Annotated in this window: 22 protein-coding genes and 5 pseudogenes; 9 read left to right on the top strand and 18 right to left on the bottom strand. The window is 69.7% G+C overall.

The features are described from left to right. The first annotated feature begins 241 nt into the window (after window positions 1-241). Window positions 242-526 (top strand): STAS domain-containing protein, encoded by a 285-nt coding sequence (locus PV419_RS50485; protein WP_319700829.1) that lies wholly within the window; start codon window positions 242-244, stop codon window positions 524-526. Here PV419_RS50485 and PV419_RS53660 read toward each other — a convergent pair. Next, window positions 445-783 carry a hypothetical protein gene (locus PV419_RS53660; RefSeq protein WP_415925554.1) on the bottom strand — a complete coding sequence of 113 codons (339 nt, stop codon included), beginning with the start codon at window positions 781-783 and terminating at the stop codon, window positions 445-447. The genes PV419_RS50485 and PV419_RS53660 overlap by 82 nt on opposite strands. Here PV419_RS53660 and PV419_RS50480 point away from each other — a divergent pair. Next, window positions 719-943: a hypothetical protein gene (locus tag PV419_RS50480; RefSeq protein ID WP_319700828.1), complete on the top strand. Its 225-nt coding sequence runs from the start codon at window positions 719-721 to the stop codon at window positions 941-943. The two genes, PV419_RS53660 and PV419_RS50480, sit on opposite strands and share 65 nt — an antisense overlap. Window positions 944-1,184: 241 nt before the next feature. Here PV419_RS50480 and PV419_RS50475 read toward each other — a convergent pair whose 3' ends face one another. Then, window positions 1,185-2,501, bottom strand: a complete 1,317-nt coding sequence (locus tag PV419_RS50475) for a GAF domain-containing SpoIIE family protein phosphatase (protein ID WP_319700827.1) — start codon at window positions 2,499-2,501, stop codon at window positions 1,185-1,187. Between the two features lie 156 nt (window positions 2,502-2,657). After that, a complete protein-coding gene (locus PV419_RS53655; protein WP_415925550.1) occupies window positions 2,658-2,756 on the bottom strand; it encodes a universal stress protein in 99 nt (32 codons plus the stop codon). Between the two features lie 210 nt (window positions 2,757-2,966). Between PV419_RS53655 and PV419_RS50470 the strand changes: the two genes are divergently transcribed. Further along, window positions 2,967-3,113: a hypothetical protein gene (locus PV419_RS50470; protein WP_319700826.1), complete on the top strand. Its 147-nt coding sequence runs from the start codon at window positions 2,967-2,969 to the stop codon at window positions 3,111-3,113. Window positions 3,114-3,120: 7 nt separating this feature from the next. On the opposite strand, the gene PV419_RS50465 is transcribed toward PV419_RS50470, so the two are convergent. The 14 genes and pseudogenes from PV419_RS50465 to PV419_RS50400 form a co-directional block, all read right to left on the bottom strand. Then, window positions 3,121-5,895, bottom strand: coding sequence for a fumarate reductase/succinate dehydrogenase flavoprotein subunit (locus tag PV419_RS50465; RefSeq protein WP_319700825.1), 2,775 nt, complete (start codon window positions 5,893-5,895; stop codon window positions 3,121-3,123). After that, window positions 5,892-6,116, bottom strand: a pseudogene (locus tag PV419_RS50460) (ABC transporter ATP-binding protein); the annotation flags it as partial. The gene PV419_RS50465 and the pseudogene PV419_RS50460, both read right to left, overlap by 4 nt. After that, window positions 6,117-6,380, bottom strand: a pseudogene (locus tag PV419_RS50455) (ABC transporter permease); the annotation flags it as partial. Between the two features lie 32 nt (window positions 6,381-6,412). Further along, window positions 6,413-7,750, bottom strand: a complete 1,338-nt coding sequence (locus PV419_RS50450) for an ABC transporter substrate-binding protein (protein WP_319700824.1) — start codon at window positions 7,748-7,750, stop codon at window positions 6,413-6,415. A 15-nt stretch (window positions 7,751-7,765) separates the two neighbouring features. Beyond that, window positions 7,766-7,993 carry a ferredoxin family protein gene (locus PV419_RS50445; RefSeq protein WP_319700823.1) on the bottom strand — a complete coding sequence of 76 codons (228 nt, stop codon included), beginning with the start codon at window positions 7,991-7,993 and terminating at the stop codon, window positions 7,766-7,768. A 42-nt stretch (window positions 7,994-8,035) separates the two neighbouring features. Further along, a complete protein-coding gene (locus tag PV419_RS50440; protein WP_319700822.1) occupies window positions 8,036-8,824 on the bottom strand; it encodes a GntR family transcriptional regulator in 789 nt (262 codons plus the stop codon). 180 nt (window positions 8,825-9,004) lie between these two features. Further along, on the bottom strand, window positions 9,005-9,298 hold the full coding sequence (locus PV419_RS50435; RefSeq protein ID WP_319700849.1) for a MerR family transcriptional regulator: 294 nt from the start codon (window positions 9,296-9,298) through the stop codon (window positions 9,005-9,007). A 496-nt stretch (window positions 9,299-9,794) separates the two neighbouring features. Next, a complete protein-coding gene (locus PV419_RS50430; RefSeq protein ID WP_319700821.1) occupies window positions 9,795-10,214 on the bottom strand; it encodes a PIN domain nuclease in 420 nt (139 codons plus the stop codon). Further along, the gene (locus PV419_RS50425) at window positions 10,211-10,423 is read right to left on the bottom strand and encodes a type II toxin-antitoxin system VapB family antitoxin (protein ID WP_319700820.1); all 213 of its coding nucleotides are present in this window, start codon (window positions 10,421-10,423) and stop codon (window positions 10,211-10,213) included. The genes PV419_RS50430 and PV419_RS50425 overlap by 4 nt, the downstream gene beginning before the upstream one ends. 147 nt (window positions 10,424-10,570) lie before the next feature. Next, a pseudogene (locus PV419_RS50420) lies at window positions 10,571-10,825 on the bottom strand (transposase); the annotation flags it as partial. 170 nt (window positions 10,826-10,995) lie between these two features. After that, window positions 10,996-11,802 (bottom strand): PRD domain-containing protein, encoded by an 807-nt coding sequence (locus tag PV419_RS50415; RefSeq protein ID WP_319700819.1) that lies wholly within the window; start codon window positions 11,800-11,802, stop codon window positions 10,996-10,998. Beyond that, a pseudogene (locus tag PV419_RS50410) lies at window positions 11,799-11,966 on the bottom strand (hypothetical protein); the annotation flags it as partial. The gene PV419_RS50415 and the pseudogene PV419_RS50410, both read right to left, overlap by 4 nt. Window positions 11,967-11,996: 30 nt before the next feature. Further along, the gene (locus tag PV419_RS50405) at window positions 11,997-12,980 is read right to left on the bottom strand and encodes a sugar-binding transcriptional regulator (RefSeq protein ID WP_319700818.1); all 984 of its coding nucleotides are present in this window, start codon (window positions 12,978-12,980) and stop codon (window positions 11,997-11,999) included. Between the two features lie 69 nt (window positions 12,981-13,049). Continuing rightward, the gene (locus tag PV419_RS50400; protein WP_319700817.1) at window positions 13,050-13,322 is read right to left on the bottom strand and encodes an HPr family phosphocarrier protein; all 273 of its coding nucleotides are present in this window, start codon (window positions 13,320-13,322) and stop codon (window positions 13,050-13,052) included. Between the two features lie 463 nt (window positions 13,323-13,785). On the opposite strand from PV419_RS50400, the gene PV419_RS50395 reads away from it, so the two are divergent. From PV419_RS50395 to PV419_RS53650, 6 genes are all read left to right on the top strand, one after another. After that, window positions 13,786-14,457 (top strand): PTS glucitol/sorbitol transporter subunit IIC, encoded by a 672-nt coding sequence (locus PV419_RS50395; protein WP_319700816.1) that lies wholly within the window; start codon window positions 13,786-13,788, stop codon window positions 14,455-14,457. Continuing rightward, complete coding sequence (locus PV419_RS50390; RefSeq protein WP_319700815.1) at window positions 14,454-15,506, top strand: PTS sorbitol transporter subunit IIB; 1,053 nt, start codon at window positions 14,454-14,456, stop codon at window positions 15,504-15,506. The genes PV419_RS50395 and PV419_RS50390 overlap by 4 nt, the downstream gene beginning before the upstream one ends. Further along, window positions 15,506-15,877 carry a PTS glucitol/sorbitol transporter subunit IIA gene (locus tag PV419_RS50385; RefSeq protein WP_319700814.1) on the top strand — a complete coding sequence of 124 codons (372 nt, stop codon included), beginning with the start codon at window positions 15,506-15,508 and terminating at the stop codon, window positions 15,875-15,877. Before PV419_RS50390 ends, PV419_RS50385 begins: the two co-directional genes overlap by 1 nt. Before the next feature lie 114 nt (window positions 15,878-15,991). Next, window positions 15,992-16,366: a hypothetical protein gene (locus tag PV419_RS50380; RefSeq protein ID WP_319700813.1), complete on the top strand. Its 375-nt coding sequence runs from the start codon at window positions 15,992-15,994 to the stop codon at window positions 16,364-16,366. Between the two features lie 11 nt (window positions 16,367-16,377). Further along, window positions 16,378-16,800: a transcriptional regulator GutM gene (locus PV419_RS50375; protein WP_319700812.1), complete on the top strand. Its 423-nt coding sequence runs from the start codon at window positions 16,378-16,380 to the stop codon at window positions 16,798-16,800. Window positions 16,801-16,809: 9 nt separating this feature from the next. Beyond that, window positions 16,810-17,184 (top strand): PTS glucitol/sorbitol transporter subunit IIA, encoded by a 375-nt coding sequence (locus PV419_RS53650; protein WP_415925549.1) that lies wholly within the window; start codon window positions 16,810-16,812, stop codon window positions 17,182-17,184. A gap of 159 nt (window positions 17,185-17,343) precedes the next feature. On the opposite strand, the pseudogene PV419_RS50370 reads toward PV419_RS53650, so the two are convergent. After that, a pseudogene (locus PV419_RS50370) lies at window positions 17,344-17,447 on the bottom strand (IS481 family transposase); the annotation flags it as partial.

Below are 17,447 nucleotides of genomic sequence, written 5' to 3'. Positions count from 1 at the left end.
GGTCACCGCCGTGCACGCGCACTCTCCCTTGCGCAGGCGGTGATCGGGGACGGGCCGGTCGTCTCCGCCGCATCGTGCTGGGCATCGTGCGCCGTCCGCAGAGGTGAGGAGGGATGGCAATGCGAACGAACATCATCCGGCACGAGAGCATGATGGTCAGCTACGACGTGGTGAACGGCTGGAGTGTTGTCGAGATCGACGGTGAGGTGGATTCCACACCGCCCCTATGATCCGGGGAGGAGTGATCAAGCTCCTTGATCAGGGACACCGCCACTTCGTCCTGGACCTGGGTTTCGTCACCTTCATGGATTCGATGGGGCTGGGCGTGATCGTGGCGATCACCAAACGTATCCGTGAACACGATGGATCGCTGCGTATCGCGAGCGTCTCCGGCCGGATACTGAAGATCTTCGACCTGAGCGGCATGCGCGAGAGCTTCGAGATCTACCCCTCAGCAGCGGAAGCGACGCAATCCGAGCCCTCGCCCGGTAGCCTCAAGCATTGGCCGCATCCCTCCTCCGACTGACGGATGCGCCGCTTCGCCGAATGGGACCGGGGGGGGGCCAGGCGCTGCGCGGTCAGGCGGCGCACCGTGCTGAGCGGGACCGCCTCGCTGTCCTCGGCGGTCGGCCAAGGCCGCACGGAGGGTTGTTTCCGCTTGGGTGCGGCCGGTTGCGCAGCGTCGGCGGCCGGGGCCTGTTCGGTTTCGTGCCGGGCGATGGCCTTGTCCACGTCGGCGCGGACGATCCGGCCGCCGGGGGCGCTGCCGGGGACGGTGGTGATGTCGATGCCGTGCTCGCTGGCGATACGCCGCGCCAGCGGGGAGGTCGCAACCCTGCCGGGCTCAGCCGGGGACGGCGCGGGCGTCACCTCGGCCGCGGGAGCCGGGGTGCCCGAGGCGGGGGCCTCGGTCACGGAGACAGCCGCGAACCCCTCGGTCTGACCGGCGAGGAGACCTACACCATCCGCCGCCTGGCAGGCACCGAGGCCGGGGGGCTGCCGCGCGGGGTCACCATCACCGCCGACGGCCCCGCCGGCACGACCAGCTTCACCGCGCGGGTACGCATCGACACCCCCCACCGAGGCCGACTACTACCGCCACGGCGGCATCCTGCCCTACGCCCTGCGGACCCTGCTGCCAGCCTGACCGCCTCCCTTCGGGCCCACTGCCCACGAGCCATCTCTTACCGCGCCGGGCCGTGGGAGGGCGTGCGGAGGGCGAGCAGGGCGACATCGTCGTCGAACATCTGCCGGCTCCGGCTGATCAGAGCGTCGCACAGTACCTCCAGCGAGGCCGTGGCCAGGCCGGCAGCCTGCTCGGCCAGGTCAGCCAGCCCGGTGTCGATGTCCTGGTCGCGGCGCTCGACCAGCCCGTCGGTGAACAGCAGCAGAGTGCTGCCGGGCGGGAGGGGCTGTTCGTGACTGAACCGGGGAACAGACGCCTCGATGCCCACCGGGATCCCGTGCCGGGCGGGTGCCAGATAGCGGGTGCTGCCGTCCGCGCCGACCAGCAGCGGCGGCAGATGCCCGGCGTTGCTCCAGCCGAAGGTGTACGGCCCGCCCTCTTCAGGGCCGCGCTCGATGCGGCCGAGCACCAGGGTGGCCGTGGGCGGATCCGTAAACATCGTCAGAGCGCGGTCCAGGCGGGACACCACCAGGCCGGGCGGCCCGCCCCGGTCGAGGGCGATCGCCCGCAGCATGTTGCGGATCTGGCCCATCAGCGGGGCGGCCTCCACGTTGTGCCCAGTCACGTCGCCCACCACGACATAGGTCGCGCCATCAGGCAGGACCATGGCGTCGTACCAGTCCCCGCCCAGCCTGGGCAGCTCGGAGGCGGGCTCGTAGCGGGCGGCAGCCTCAAGCGGCGCCAGGTCGGGAAGGACGGGCAGCATGCGACGCTGGAAGTGCTCGGCGGCATGTTTGAGCTGCTGGTACAGGCGGGCGTTTTCGAGGCTGACACCGGCGGCGCTGGCCAGCGCCGTCAGCAGGCCCTCGTCGTCGTCATCGAACGGCGTGCCGTCCGTCTTGTCGGCGACGTAGAGGTCACCGTAGACCGCGCCGCGCACTATGAGCGGAACGCCCAGCAGAGTCCGCATGACCGGATGGCCGGGCGGAAAACCGGCCGAACGAGGGTGCGCGGCTACATCCGCCACACGCAACGACTCCCGGTCGTCCACCATGGTGTGCAGCAGGCCGTGCCCTTGCGGCATGCCCATGGCAGCGCACAGGTGCGGGTCGTCGATGCCTACGGTGATCAGGTCGATGACCCTGCCGTTCTCGTCGAGCACGCCCAGCGCCCCATAGCGCGCGGCGATGAGGTCGGTGGCCGCTTCCACGATGCGGTGCAGCACGGTGCGGGTATTCAGGTTGGCGCTGACGGCCACGACCCCGTCCAGCAGGTGCCGCAGCTGGTGCCGGTCCAGAGCACGCTGCGGCGGCCGCGCGGCCACGCCGTCCCCGGCCTGGCCCCGACCCCGCTGCTGCCACGGGTTGTGCGCCATGGTGCTTCCTCCCGGCGCCGTCGGGCGCTGTGGTCACGCCGCCCTGCCTTGTCACCCTACGCGCTCACCTGGTCGGGAGCAGGCCGCAATGGCGCGCCGCCCGCTCCTGCCCCCGGAAGGCCGCTGCGGTCGGCTTCCCCTGCCGTGCCGACCAGGTCAGGGCACGATGACGACGGGGCAGTGCGCGTGGCGGGCCATCCACGCGGATACCGACCCGATGAGGTGGTGCAGCCGGTGCTCCGGAGCGCCGAGCACCAGCGCGCCGCCTGGTGCTCATCCGCCAGACGGGCCAGCTCACGGGCCGCATCCCCGGTGCAGGCGGCGACACGGACATCCAGTCCGGCCGGCGTGGCTGCGGGGAGCGTGTCAGCGAGTTCCGCGCGCGGCCAGGCGAGGGCATCGGCCTCCTGCTCCACCACAGGAACGACGGCCGTCCCGGGGCCGTACGACATGGGGACGGGGCTGATGTACGCGACGAGCAGCGGCCGCCCGGTCCGGCGGGGCTTCTCCGGTATCCACACCCGGTCGGCCGACGGGGCGGGGATCACGCTCGGCAAGAACGTCGCCCGGTACGTCGTGCGGAACGCGGGACGTCTGCTGACCTCACGGTAGGACACGGTCATAGCGCCCGCGCCGCATAGGCCCTGACGTCCGCGTCCGAGTCCGTCGTCGCGGCGGCCAGGGCCGCTCGGGCGTCCTCGGTGGCACGGTGGCGGGTCAGGGCCAGTACGGCGGCCTTGCGGACGTCCGCGTTGGCGTCGGCGACGGCCTTGGCGAGTGCGGGGACGGCGAAGTCGGGATCCGCGGCGGACAGGGCGGTGGCGGCGCCGGCGCGCACCTGCCAGGCCGGGTCGGTCAGGGCCGCCTCGGCGCGGGCGGCCAGGGCGGCCGGGCAGCCGACCGTGCCCAGCGCCTCGTAGGCGGCCCCGCGGACCAGGGCGTCGGGATCGTCCACGAGCTCCGCGAGGGCCGAGTGGGCCACGGTCGAGTCCGGGCCCGCTGTGGCCAGGGCCTTGGCGATGGTGACGCGGACCTCGCGGGACGGATCGACGGCTGCCGCGCGGGCCAGCTCCCCGGTGCCGTCGACCGACACGAGCGCTCGCACGGCCGCGATGCGGACGGTGATGTCCGAGTCCGACAGCGAGTCCGCGAACAGCACTACGTCACCCAGGCGCAGGGCGCGCAGGACATCCAGTGCGGAGGCACGGACAACGGGGTCTGCCTCCGACAGGGCGGATACGAGGCCGTCGCGCAGGGCCGGTTCGGGGTGCAGCGTCTCGACCAGTTCCCGCAGTGAGGCGGCCGCGGCGGCGCGGACACCGGCGTCGGTGTCGGCGAGCGCTGCGGCCAGCGCCGGTCCGGTCCCCGGTGGCACGGTCTCCGTCAGGACCGTGACGGCCGTACGGCGCACGGTGGGCTCCGGATCGGTCAAATAGGTGGTGAGGGCGGACAGTTCGGGCTCCTCCTCCGTAAGGGAGAGGAGATCGAGCAGGCGAGGTGTGGCCGGCGTGTCCGCCTCGGTGCCGGCGTGGACGGTTGTGCCGGTCGCGGTGGGCTCCGGCCGCAACGCCACCGGCGCCACCTCCCGGGCGCCTGCCGTCGCCACCTGTTCCGTGTGGATCTCGCCGAGGTGCCGGAAGGGGCCGCCGACCGGCGTGAAGTCGTCGACCGGGACCAGGTAGGGAGCCACGGGACGGGCCGTGAACTCCATCGCACCAGTCGAGGACTTGTGCAGATCGAGGTGGTGGAACCAGGACGCGTCGTCGCGCTGGGGATGGTCGAGGCGGTCGTGGTAGAGGCCCCAGCGGGACTCAGTGCGAGCCAGGGAAGCCCGCGCGGCCATCTCCGCGCAGTCGCGGATGAAGGTGACCTCGGCACAGCGCATCAGTTCGTGTGGGGTCCGGGCGCCCATCGCGGCGATGTCGGCGCGCATCCGCTCGAACGCCTCCAGGGCCAGGGAGAGGCGGGCGCCGGACTTCGGCGGGGCCACGTAGTCGTTCACGAAGCGGCGCAGCTTGTACTCGACCTGGGGTTGCGGTGGGCCGTCGGGGTTGCGCAGCGGGCGGTAGATCAGCTCGTGCGCCTCCGTCAGCTGGGCCAGGGGCAACTCTCCTTCGTACCGCCTGTACCGGGAGGCGTCCGCGCCCGCCAGGTCGCCGAAGACGAACGCGCCGATCATGTAGTTGTGGGGGACGCAGGCCAGGTCGCCGGCGGCGTACAGCCGGGGAACGGTCGTACGGGCGTGGTCGTCGACCCGTACCCCCGACGCCGAATGGCCGCCGCACAGGCCGATTTCGGAGATGTGCATCTCCACGTCGTGGGTGCGGTAGTCGTGGCCGCGGTTCGCGTGGAAGGTGCCGCGCGTCGGGCGCTCGGTGGAGTGCAGGATCGATTCCAGGGCCGAGATCGATTCCTCCGGGAGGTGGCTGAGCTTCAGGTACACCGGTCCGCGGTCGCTGGCCACCTCCCCAGCGAACTCGGCCATCATCTGTCCCGACCAGTAGTCGGAGTCGACGAAGCGTTCGCCGTGCCGGTTGACCTGATAACCGCCGAAGGGATTGGCAACGTACGCGCAGGCCGGGCCGTTGTAGTCCTTGATCAGCGGGTTGATCTGGAAGCACTCGATGCCGGTCAGCTCGGCGCCCGCGTGGTAGGCCATCGCATAGCCGTCGCCCGCGTTCGTCGGGTTCTCGTACGTGCCGTAGAGATAGCCCGACGCGGGCAGGCCGAGACGGCCGCAGGCGCCGGTTGCCAGGATCACCGCGCCCGCGCGGACGGTGACGAAGGCGCCGGTGCGGGTGTTGAGACCGACCGCGCCCACGGCGCGCCCGTCCTCGGGAGACGTCAGCACACGCACCGGCATCACCCGGTTCTCGATCTGGATCCTCTCGCGCATCGCGCGCCGCCGTAGCTGCCGGTACAGGACCTTCTTGACGTCCTTGCCCTCCGGCATCGGCAGGACATAGGAGCCTGAGCGGTGGACCTGGCGGACCGCGTACTCGCCGTGCTCGTCCTTCTCGAACTTCACGCCGTACGACTCCAGGCGCTGCACCATGGCGAAGCCGCGGATGGCGGTCTGGCGGACGGTGGACTGGTCCACGATGCCGTCGTTGGCGCGGGTGATCTCGGCCACGTAGTCATCGGGCTCGGCGCGGCCGGGGATGACCGCGTTGTTGACGCCGTCCATGCCCATGGCGAGTGCGCCGGAGTGGCGGACGTGCGCCTTCTCCAGCAGCAGGACGTCCGCGCCGTGCTCGGCGGCCGTCAGGGCGGCCATGGTGCCGGCGGTGCCGCCGCCGATGACGAGGACGTCGCAGGTCAGTTCCTCGGCGTCGCTGAGGGCGGGGATCTCCAGGGAGGTGTTCACGGGGGAGGTCACCAGGGGGCCTTTCATGTACCGAGCGAGGTGAGAATGTCGCTACGCAGGGCTACACGCACCGGGTCGTCATGGGCGGCGCGCTCGCGCGGGCGCGGCACGTTCCGTACGGCGATCAGCCGGCCCGCGCCGAGCAGGGCCACGCGGTCGCCGAGGAACAGGGCCTCGTCGACGTCGTGGGTGACGAAGACGACGGTCGCGCCCGTGCCGTGCAACACCTCCACCAGCAGGTCCTGCGGGAGCAGGTCCTCGGCGAGCCGTGAGCGTGCCATGAGCACGCCGGTGGCCACGCCCAGGACGGCGGCGAGCAGGAAGCCGGTCACGATCCGGGTGAGGCTGTCGGTGAGGTCGGTCCAGTAGTCGGGGCCGGAGAACCGGTCGGCGAAGGCCCGGGCCACGTCGGTCGCCGTGGGGAACTGCGAGAAGCGCACCCACAGGTTCACGTCGAAGGTGGTCAGCAGTTGCCACAGACCCAGAGCGGCGGCCAGCGAGCCGGCCCGCATGGCGAGCCGGCCCGTCCGCCGGGGGTACCGGCTCACGAGGCCCGCCCCAGGGCGTCCGCGTACGTGATCACCTGGGCGCCGCTGTGACCGGCCGCGTAGGCCCGCGCGGTTTCCGGGGCGACGAAGGGCAGCAACTGCTCGCCGTCCGCCACCCAGACGGCCTTGTCGGCGAACCAGAGGGTGCCGGTGGTGGCGTCGGGGACGTAGGCCGCACGGATGGCGTCCTTGTGCTGGTCGACGTAGGTGAGGAGCTGGGTGGGGGAGGTGAAGCTCCGGGTCTTCGTTTCGCCCTTGGGCCAGACCTCGCTCGAGGCGGCGGGCGGGGTGGCGGCGAGCTGCTTGGCGTAGCCGGCGCCGAGAGCCTTCTTGACGTACTGGTCGTCGACGAAGGAGTCCACGTCGATGTCACCGGTCAGCTTGGCCGCCTTCAGGACCGCCACGTCCTGCTTGAGCGCGGAGACGAGCTGCGGTTTGACCGCCGGGTCGAAGGTGGAGATGCCGTGGGCGCCGTTGTAGAGGTAGACGACCTCGGCCGGCAGGCCGGTGGCCTTCGCGACCTTCTCGGCGGCCTCCACCGGATGGGCGTTGAGGTAGTCGGTCGCCTCTGCCTGGGCCTTCAGGAACGCTTCCAGCACAGCCGGGCGCTGCTTGGCGAAGTCCTCGCGGGCGGTGACGCCATGGAAGGTGGGCAGATTCAGCTGGGCGCCGTCGTACAGCGCCTTCGCCTTGCCCTGGTAGGCGAGCAGGCCCGGCCAGGCGACGAACTGCGACAGCGCGTCCGCGCTGCCCGCCGAGAGGGCCGAGGCGCCCACCGCTGGCTGCTGGTTGAGCTTCTCGATGCCCTTGTTCGGGTTGATGCCGGCCTGCTGTAGGGCCCGTACGAGAGTGCCGTCGGCGGCCGAGCCGATGCTCGTGGAGACCTTCTTGCCCTTCAGGTCCTTCAGGGAGGTGAGCTCGGACTTCGGTGGGACGACGACCGTGTTCAGGCCGCCCTTGAGGTTGTAGCCGGTGACCGAGACCAGGTGGGTGGGCTTGCCCAACTGCCTGCCGCGGGCCGCGTTGATGAGCAGCGGGAAGTCACCCATCGACCCGATGTCGATCTTCCCGGCGGTCATCTGCGCGGTGATGGGGGCGCCGGTGGCGTAGTCCTGCCAGTCGACCCTGTACGTCTTCCCGTCATGGAGGGAGTTCAACTGCTTCTCGAAGTAGCCGAGGGAGCGCAGGAGGGTGCCGGCCGTGACCGTGTTGATGGTCTTGGACTGGTATCCGACGGTGACGGTGACCGTGGAGCCGCTGCCTGCGCTCCCGCCGCAGGCGGACAGGGGAAGCAACGGAGCGGATGCGGCGAGTGCGACTGCCGTGCGTTTCATGGGAGTTGGGGCCTCTCAGCGGAGCAGATAGGGCATGTTGACCGTGACGGCTCCGGTGGGACAGCGGGCCGCGCACGGGCCGCAGTACCAGCACTCGTCGACGTGCATGTACGCCTTGCCGCTGCTCTCGTCGATGGCGAGGGAGTCCAGCGGGCACATGTCCACGCAGAGCGTGCAGCCGTCGATGCACTTCGACTCGTCGATGGTCACGGGCACGTCGGCCCGCTGGCGTGCCAAGGGCATGGCTGTCTCCAGGAAGGTCGTGCTGTATGGAGCAGGTGGTGTCTACAAGGAGCGGTGCAGCAGGCCGCTCATCGTGATGCGGTCGCCGCGGAAGCGGATGAACTCCAGGTCGACCGGGCGGCCGTCCGCGAGGTGGGTGAGCCGTTCCAGCATCAGGACGGCCGCGCCGCGGGGGGCCTCGAGGACGGTGGCGGAGTGGGCGTCCGCGTTCACCGCCTCCAGGGTGATCTCGGCGTGGCCGAGCTGCTGGCCGGTGATGGCTTCCAGGAGGCGGAAGACGTCGGTGTTCTCCAGGTCGGCGCCGAGCAGGGCGGTGCCGATGTCGAGGGGGACGTAGGTGAGGTCGAGGGAGAGGGGGAGGCCGTTCAGGCGGCGCAGGCGTTCGACGTAGAGGACGTCGGCGCCGGGTGGGACGTGGAGACGTTCGGCGACGGGGGTGGGTGCCGGGACGGGGCTCATGGTGCGGACCTCGTTGGTGACGTGGCCGTGTTCGCGCAGGGTTTCCGCGAGGCCCATCAAACAATCGAGCCCGTGGGGGTACTTCTGGGCGACGACCACCGTGCCGACGCCGGGGAGGCGGTCCACGAGGCCTTCGGCGCGCAGGAGGTCGAGGGCCTGGCGGACGGTGTTGCGGGAGGTCCGGTAGTCGGTGGCGAGGGTCGACTCGTGCGGGAGGGTGTCGGCCGGGAAGCCCCCGGTGAGGAGCTGGTGGCGCAGGAGGTCGGCGAGCTGCCGTGCCCGGTCCGCGCGCAGCCGACGCCGCGTGCGCTGGGCGGCGACGGTGGGCGCGCCCTGGCTGGCGTGGTCTCGGACGCGGTCGGTGGTCGGCATGGCCGGAACCATACCTATCCGGTAGGGATAGTGGTGTTGCGGGAGTGTTGCGCCACCTGACGTATCGCCGAATATATCGCTGACCTGGGCTTTCGGTAGGCGGGAGGGAAGATCTGCCAGGGCCCGCCGGCATGGGGAGCGGGATACCGGGCTGGGGCCGGCCGGAGCGGTCCGGGGGACCTATGCCTGTCCTGTCCGCTGCGCCAGGCGGTCGCGCAGCCGTCCCAGACGATCGATCTCGGCGTCGATCGCCGCCAGCCGGCGTTCGACCACGCCGGAGGCTGGGGAGGCCGCGTCGGCGAGGGCACAGCGCCGTTGCGGATCGTCGACCAGGAGCTGGATCCGGTCGGCGATGCCGCGCAGGGCCTGGACGGTGAGGCCGAGGGCCAGGAGTTCACGGATCGCGCGGACGTGTGCCGCCTCGTCCGGCCCGTACCGGCGTTGGCCGGTGGCCGTGCGCGGCGGCGGGCGCAGCAGGCGGCGCTCTTCGTAGAACCGCAGCGCGGCCGCGATCTGTCACTCGTGCGGCAGCTCCACGACGACGGTGCAGAAGTGCCGCCCCTCGAACGGCAGCGGGGCTGGCCGTTTCAGCCGGGGTGGTGACCGTGCTCGGTGGCCTGCTCATTGAGGTGACCCCTGTGGTGTGGACACGCTGATGGCGGATCTTGATCGTCAGCTCCACACCGCCCCCACTGATCGCTAGGCGGTCCGGTTCACGTCGTACCCATCCGCGAACACCTCGTGTACGGGCAGGTCTGGTACGTCGATCGCCGGTCCATGCAGGGCCGCCGCTGCTCTGGTGGTCGCAGGGGCGGGGAGGTCCAGGACAGCACCAACGGCTCGCAGCAGAGCGAGCCACGCGAGATTCGCGTGGCGAGCAGGTAGATCGTCCATATGAGCACAATGCCGGATCATGCCCGACCGCGGGGGCCAACGCCCTGGTATGCAGCGGTGAAGCAGTTTTGAAGCGCTACGGGTCCGCTGTGCCCGCCTCCACGACCCACTTCATGGGCTGGCCTGTTATCGCGGCGATCATGTCGTAGTCCTGGTCGTAGTGCAGCACCGTCACCACATGCCGTTCGGCCGCTGCGGCGATCAACAGGTCCGGCATGGAGAGCGCGCGGTGGTTGCCCTTGGCGATGGCCTGTCGCTGGATGTCTTTGGCTCGGTCCCACACCTCGTCGGGCATCGGCAGGTAGTCGAAGCCGGCCAGGAACCAATGCAGGCGCTTCGCGTCGTTCTCGTTGCGTGCGGAGTACATCACTTCTATCTCGACCGGTCCACACACAGCCAGTACGCCATCCTCGTGGAGCGGGTCGAGGACCTCCGCCACCTTCGGCTTGCGCCATCGCTGGAGGGCGGAGTTGTCGATCAGGAAGCGCTCACTCACGCCACGTTCCTGTTGTCGGGCTCTGTCCTGCTGTCGTAGGTCAGGTCCAGGTCACCGGACTTGATCGAGTCGATGCCCTCCTGCCGCAGTCGGCGCTTGACGGCCTCCTCCATGGCCATGCGCACGGCCTTGGCCTTCGTTTTCACGCCGTACAGGCGCATGGCGTGCTCTACCATTTCATCGTCGAGATCGATCATGGTGCGCGACATCAAGTACCTCCTGCTAAGCGCAGTGACACCCAAAATGATAGCAGTATGAGGTGCAGAAGTGGTGTCGTTTTGAGGTCGGCGGCCGTGCGGATATCGATGCAGTCGAGCGTGGACATGGGGGTCAAGACATCCGATGCGGATGATCTGTCAAGCGGCGGCTTCCGGACCGGGGCTTGTCGGTGCGGGGAATGCGGTTGTTTCGTCGTAGTGGGTGCCGTGGGCCAGGCAGTGGGGGAGGCACCCAGAGCCGGCGGAGGCCAGGCGTTGGTTTTTGACCCGGCGGGCGAGTACTGTGACGCTTCTTCCGGATGCCCGGGTGATGGGTGCGGCTCCGGCGAAGGCTTTGAGGCCTTTCGCGTTGGTGAAGCGGGATCGGTCGTCGCCGATCTCGGCGAGCATCCGGGGTAGGCGGCAAGACGCTCACCGACTGGCGGTACGGGATTGGCCAGGGCAGTGGGTCAGCGTGGCGACGTTGCCGGCACCGCCGACCAGGCGCAGCAGGCGCGGGGCGAAATCGGGACCGAGGCCGCTCATGAGGACTTCGCCCTCGCCGTGAGGCGGCTGATGTGGAGTCACAGGTAGAGCACCTCGTCCCGGCCGAGGGTCCAGCCGAAGCGCTCCTCCAGGACGCGTCCGACGTGCTCGGCGCAGGCGACCTCGCGCGCGTGGCTGGCCCGCAGGCTGTCGTGCAGGGACCCGAACGAGTCGGACGCCTCCTCGCCCTTCTCCTGCCGGCTCACCAGATAGCGCAGGTGCGTGATGAACCGGGAGGCTTCCAAGGAGTCGGCGTCCACCGGGACGCCGGGGAAGCCGCCGGTCTCAGCGAGGACCACGGAGAACGTCTCGGTCAGCTGCACCACCTTCGCCAGGTCCGGCGCCTCGAACTGGGCGTTGACGAAGTGCAAGGCCAGCGGGATGGCCTCGATGTCCGGCAGGCGGACGCCGAGCCGGTCGGCCACCAGGTCGATGGCGCGCCGGCTGACGGCCACCTCGCGGGGATAGAGGTGGAGCACCTCACCCCGCAGCGGGTAGACGAGCTCCAGACCGTCCTGCGCTCGGCGCAGGGCGAACGAGAGGTGGTCGGCCAGCGGGATGACCACATGCCCGCCGATGTGGTCGCCCAGCTCAGCGCGGCCCATGGCGAAGATCTCCTCCGCGACGGCGAGATGGTCCGCGGGGATCTCGTCGAGGAAGGCCGCTGTCCGCTCCGGAGGCTGGTTCGCCGTCGGGACGAAGGTGCGCTGCGCACGAGACGGGTCGACGGCCTGGCCCGGTTTGACGCCGAACCCCATGCCGCGACCCATCAGGATGACCACGTCGTCCCCGTCGCCCCTGGCCGCCAGGACGACGTTGTTGTTGAAGACCTTGACCACTCTCACGCGCGGCTCCTTCTTCGCACGACGGCGCACCTTTCCTGATGGCGGCGCCGCCAGGGCGCCGACACCCCGTTGCGAGCGATGACGTCCCGGTACCAGAAGAAGCTGTCCTTGCGTACCCGGCGCAGCTCCTTGAGGTCGAACTCGTCCCGGTCCACGTAGATGAAGCCATAGCTAGTTCTAGCGACCCTTGGTCGCTAGGGCCTGCTCCTGGTCCCGATCATGTCGGAGGGGGCTTGGGCGGAGAGCAAGGCCCGAGCGAGTGAGCTGTCGGAGATCAGCACATCGACCGTGCCGCTGCGCAGGGCGCCGAGCGCGCCGCGGGCCTTCTCCGCTCCCGCCGCCACCCCCGCCACGAGCGGGATTCTGGACAGTTGCTCGAGGGATACGGCCAGCACCCGGTCCTCGACGGGACCGGGAATAGGTCTTCCGTCGACGTCGAAGAAGCGCGCGCAGAGGTCGCCGGCCGGTTGTCGGCTGTCGAACTCCTCCTTTTCCCGTGGGTCGAGTGCCAGGGCGTCGATGATCGCCGCGGAGGAACCGACGCCGTGGCTGCCGATGCCGACCAGCGCGATGCCGACCTGTTCGGCTGCCTTGAGCGCGGCCTGGACGGAGGGCTCGGCGAGCAGGATCTGCGTGCTCGCCGGGGTGGTGAGCAGGGCCGGAGCGTGCAGGCGGCGGAACCGGCCGCCGAGGCGCGCGGCCAGGTCCCGTACCAGTTCCTCGCCGGTGATCTCGCAGTCCACAGAGGACAGACCGCCGACGAGGGGCACCACTTCGACATCGAGCCCGCCATGGTCGGGGACGTGCTGAACAACCGCCTGAAGAGTGCGGCCCCAGGACACCCCGACGCGCTGCTCGGGCCGCAGGGTCTCCAGCAACCAGCGGGCTCCGAGGTCGCCGACGTGGGTCAGGGTGCGGTCACTTCCAGGGGCATCGGCCACCCGGCAGTCACGCAGGCCGAACGTCGCGCGCAGTTCGCTCTCCAGGGTCAGGTCGCGCCCTGCCGGATCGTGAATGCTGATCTCTACGATCCCCCGCTCCCGGGCTGCGGCGAGCATGCGGGAGACGTTGGGCCGGCTGACGCCGAGGGCGTGGGCGATCTCCTGCTGGGAGCGACCTTCCTCGTAGTACATGCGGGCGACCTTCACCAGCAGGTGCTGATCACGCGCGGTCGGCATGGTGCTTCCTCGGCGGTGCGTCAAGCGGCGCGTCAAGCGGTGCGGTCCGGTGACCGCGGGGAACGCGCGTCATGACACCGCGTCGAGGTCTTGCGCGAGCAGGTCACCGAGGTCGGCAAGAGCAGCCTCGGCCTCGGCGCCTTCGGCGCGCAGCACGACCTCCTCCCCGTGCTTGAGAGCGAGGGACAGCACGGCGAGCATGCTCTTCGCGTTCACCAGCGCCCCTTCCTCCCTGCCTATGGACACCTGGCACGGCTGCTTCGCGGCCGCCTGGACGAATGCCGCCGCGGGCCGGGCGTGCAGTCCTACCTCGGATGCGATCGTGACGTGGGTATCAGGCACAGCGTTCTCCTTCGTGTCTCCGGCCAAGTACGCTCGCGTTGGCCGAGGGCTGGGTGGAGCTGCACGTTACACAGCCGATGGACAGATGTGAAGAACGACTGCATCAATGTGCAGACGGCCACCGTCAGCGACCGCTGCCCACCCATGGAGGCGGCCGAGGCTCGGGCTGGCGGGCCGGGTTTCCATCGCTGTCACACGCGTAATCAGGTTCGACATCTTGTCGTGCCTCGCCACTCGGTGCTACACCTCTATCGAACAGACGTGAGGAACTCTGAGCAGACGTGCAAATCCGTGTGCTGGATATCCCCTGGTTCCTCCCGTCGCACCCCGATCACGTCGGCTCCCCACCAGAGCCGCCTACTCGTCTCCGCCGTACGGGCCGTGGGCTTCGACCGGCCTCCGCATCCCCACTCGGAGAAAGAGACCTCCGTATCCCCGCTCAGAAACAGAGAGGAGGGCCGAGATGGTTACCGTTGCTGCGGCCGCCCTGGCAGCGTCGACACCCCAGGGCGAGGAGAGTGACAACCCTGTCATTCGTGGCGCAGTCTGGGTCGGCTCCCACTTCATCGGCCTGTTCAACGAGGCCGGCAAGCAGTTCACCGGTCTGGTGACCGGGATTCTCCCCACGCTGATCGTCCTGCTCACCGCGATGTACGCGCTGGTGACTTTCGTCGGCGAGAAGCGCGTGACCCGGGCCGTCGAGTGGTCCTCGCGCTGGTGGATCACCCGCTACACCGTCATGCCGGTGCTCGCCGTGCTGATGCTCACCAACCCGATGTGCTACTCGTTCGGCAGGTTCCTGCCCGAGCGGTACAAGCCGGCCTTCTACGACTCGGCGGTCTCCTTCGTCCACCCGGTGACCTCGTTCTTCCCCTACGCCAACTCCGGCGAGCTGTTCGTCTGGCTGGGCATCGCCAGCGGCGTGCAGAAGCTGGGGCTGTCCACCGTGCCCCTGGCGCTGTACTACCTCGCCACGGGCGTCGTGGTGATCTTCATCAGGGGCGTCGTCACCGAGCGGATCACTCTCATCCTGATCAAGAGGACCGGCCGCACCGAGATCTTCCGCAAGTTCGACGAGGAATTCACCACGGGCACCGCCGGCAGCGCGCTCACGGTGACCGGAGGCACACGATGACGACCACCGAGCAGAGCCCACGTACATACCCCTCGGTGTTTGTCCGCAAGGGCGCCGGCGGCTGGGGCGACGGACTCACACTGCGCCGCACCGAGACCCGCGACAAGGTGCTGTCGGTCACGGGCGGGGGTATTCACCCGGTCGCACAGCGGATCGCGGACCTGACCGGGGCGGAGGCCGTCGACGGGTTCCGCACCACTGTTCCCGACGACGAGGTCATCTGCGCGGTGATCAACTGTGGCGGCACCGCGCGGATAGGTGTCTATCCGCGCAAGCGGATACCGACGATCGACGTGTATCCCGGCTCGCCCGGCGGCCCGCTCGCCCAGTTCATCACCGAGGACATCTTCGTCTCCGACGTCAGGGTGGACGATGTCGTGGTCGAGGAGGGGACGGAGGACGGCGCTGAGGCAGCGCCGGCGCCGGACACCCCGTCGGCCGAGGGCAACCGTGAACAGACCGCGGACCCGGTCACCGAGTCCGTCGCGGAAGCGTCGGGAGGCGGCGGGCTCTTCTCCCGGATATCCGACGGCTTCATCAAGTTCAGTTCCGGGATCGGTTATGCGGTGAACACCCTGCTGGCCTCGGGTCGGCAGGCCATCACCCTGACGATCAGCACCATCCTTCCGTTCATGGCGTACGTCAGCCTGCTGCTGGGGTTCGTCATCTACACCGGCGTCGCCGAGAAGATGGGCGAGGGTCTCAAGCCGCTGGCCGGGAACCCGCTGGGGCTCATCGCCCTCGGTGCCGTGGTGGCCCTGCCCGTCCTGTCCCCGATCCTGGGGCCCGGAGCGGCGATCGCCCAGATCATCGGGGTGCTGATGGGCACGCAGATCGCCGCGGGAACCATCCCCGTCGAGTACGCTCTGCCCACCCTGTTCGCCATCAACGGCCAGGTCGGCTGCGACTTCGTCCCCGTCGGTCTCGCCCTCGGCGAGGCGAAACCCGAGACGGTGGCGGTCGGTACGCCGGCGGTACTGCTCAGCCGTCTGATCACCTCTCCCCTCGCCGTGGCCCTTGCCTGGCTCGTCAGCTTTGGGATGTACTGATGAACGATCTCTACTATCAGAGCACTGTCCTCCGCGTCGGCGACGAGGCCGCGGACCTCATCAACGGCGGCGTCCTCATCCTCTTCGGTGAACCGCTTCCGGGTGACCTGGAGAGCCTCAGCGTGGTGCACAAGCCGGCCGACACCCCGGCCCAGGAGATTCGACCGGGCGATGAGCTGTGGCTCGGCGAGACCCGGCTGACCCTGACCGCGGTCGGGGAGCGCGCCCAGGAGAATCTGACGACTCTCGGTCACGTGGTCGTCTACGTCGACCCCGATCCGGCTGCCGGGCTGCTGCCCGGAGCGTTGCACGCCGAGGGTCCACTCGAGGTGCCCGAACCGGGAACCGAACTGAGGCTCGTCCGCGCGTGACGGTGCGGGTGGGCGAGGCGGGGACGCGATGCGGCCACGGCGCCTCGTACGACCCGTACGGGTCGAACGAGGGTGGCCGACAAGCGACGGCGGAGGCAGGAAGGAGCAGTACCCATGAACGCCCCTGATGACAGCGCCCCGGCCGAGGACGCCTGCCGCGACTGCGGTGGGACGCTCGTCGAGGGATCCATGGCACTGCCACTGCTCGGCTCACCTCGCTTCGCCTACCAGCTCGGCACCACCGAAGTCACCACCGAGGTGGCGGCCCTGATGTGTCTGAGCTGCGGAACCGTCCGGCTGCGCGGCCGGAATCCCGATCGGATACGGAATGCGGTGGCGGCCAAGAAGGTCCGCCGCCGCCACTCCCTCGGCCTGCCCCGCATACCGGGACTGCCGGCCCGCTCGCCCTTTCTCCCCGAGGGTGACGGACAGGAGCGGCCGGCAGTCCCCTCCCCTCATGAACGAGGGGCCGGAACCGAAGGCCCCTGAGAAGAGGACTCATGGAAAACCTGTCCCTGGCCCTGCTGCTGCTCGGCGGCTTCGTGCTCTCGCTTCTGGCGAGCATGGCCCAGCACCGCTACTACATGCGCACGGTGAACAAGCTCGCCGCCCAGGAGCACCGGGCGGGTGTCACCCTCGTCTCCGGCCGGGCCACCGGGCGGCTCCGCGGTACCGTGGTGCTGTTGCTCGTACGGCGGAGCGACAGCGTCGTCGAACGGGCCCTGGTGATGCAGGGGGCTTCCGTTCTCGCACGCTTCCGTGAACGCCCGCAGCTCACCGGGGAGCTGAGCACGGCGCCCTCCCGGGCCGGATCCACCGCCATGGCACGTGCGGTCGAGGACGCTCGCGACCGCTACCGCCGGATGCAGTCCGGCGCCACGGTCGATCGCGGCTCCGCTGTCCGGATGCGGACGACAGGGTGAGCAACGTCTATGACAAGAGCACCGTGTGGCGCGTGGGCGCCGCATGCGAGGAGTTTGCTCGACGGCGGAGTGCTGATCCTCTGTTCCGCTCCGGTACCTGAGGCGCTGCAGGATGTCAGCGTGGTACACGAGCCCAGTGTCCGGCTCACGGGCGAGCTCCGCTGTGGCGACAGGTTGTGGCTGGGCGGCCAGTTGATCGAGCAGGTCGCCGTGGGGGAGCGGGCAACCCGGAACCTTCGCGAACTCGGTCACGTGGTGGTCCATGTGAACGCCGCGGACACACAGGTGCTGCCCGCTGCGGTGTACGGTCGCGGTTCTGACGCTTCCCGAGACGGGGCCCCGTTGGCCCTGGCCGCCGGTGTGCCCAGCCGGTACCGCGCCTGACATGGGTGGGCCGGCCCCCTTCGCGTCGACATTCAGCCTCCGCCCCTGGTGCCGTACCGCGCCTCTCGGGCGCACAATCGACCGAGTTGCCGCCGCTGGGTACGGTCCGGGCGCCGTGTCGACCGGCGGCCTGTCCGTGACGCCCGGACAAAGGGCTACCTAGGTGTACTGACCCGTGAGGTTGGGGACGCGGCTGGCGGGTGGCTGGCCCTTCAGTGCGGTGTGTCCGCGGTGGTGATTGTAGGTGTGCAGCCAGGCGGGGT

Source organism: Streptomyces sp. ME19-01-6 (assembly GCF_033793745.1).
GTDB lineage: Bacteria > Actinomycetota > Actinomycetes > Streptomycetales > Streptomycetaceae > Streptomyces.
This window is presented reverse-complemented; position numbering and strand designations above follow the sequence as displayed.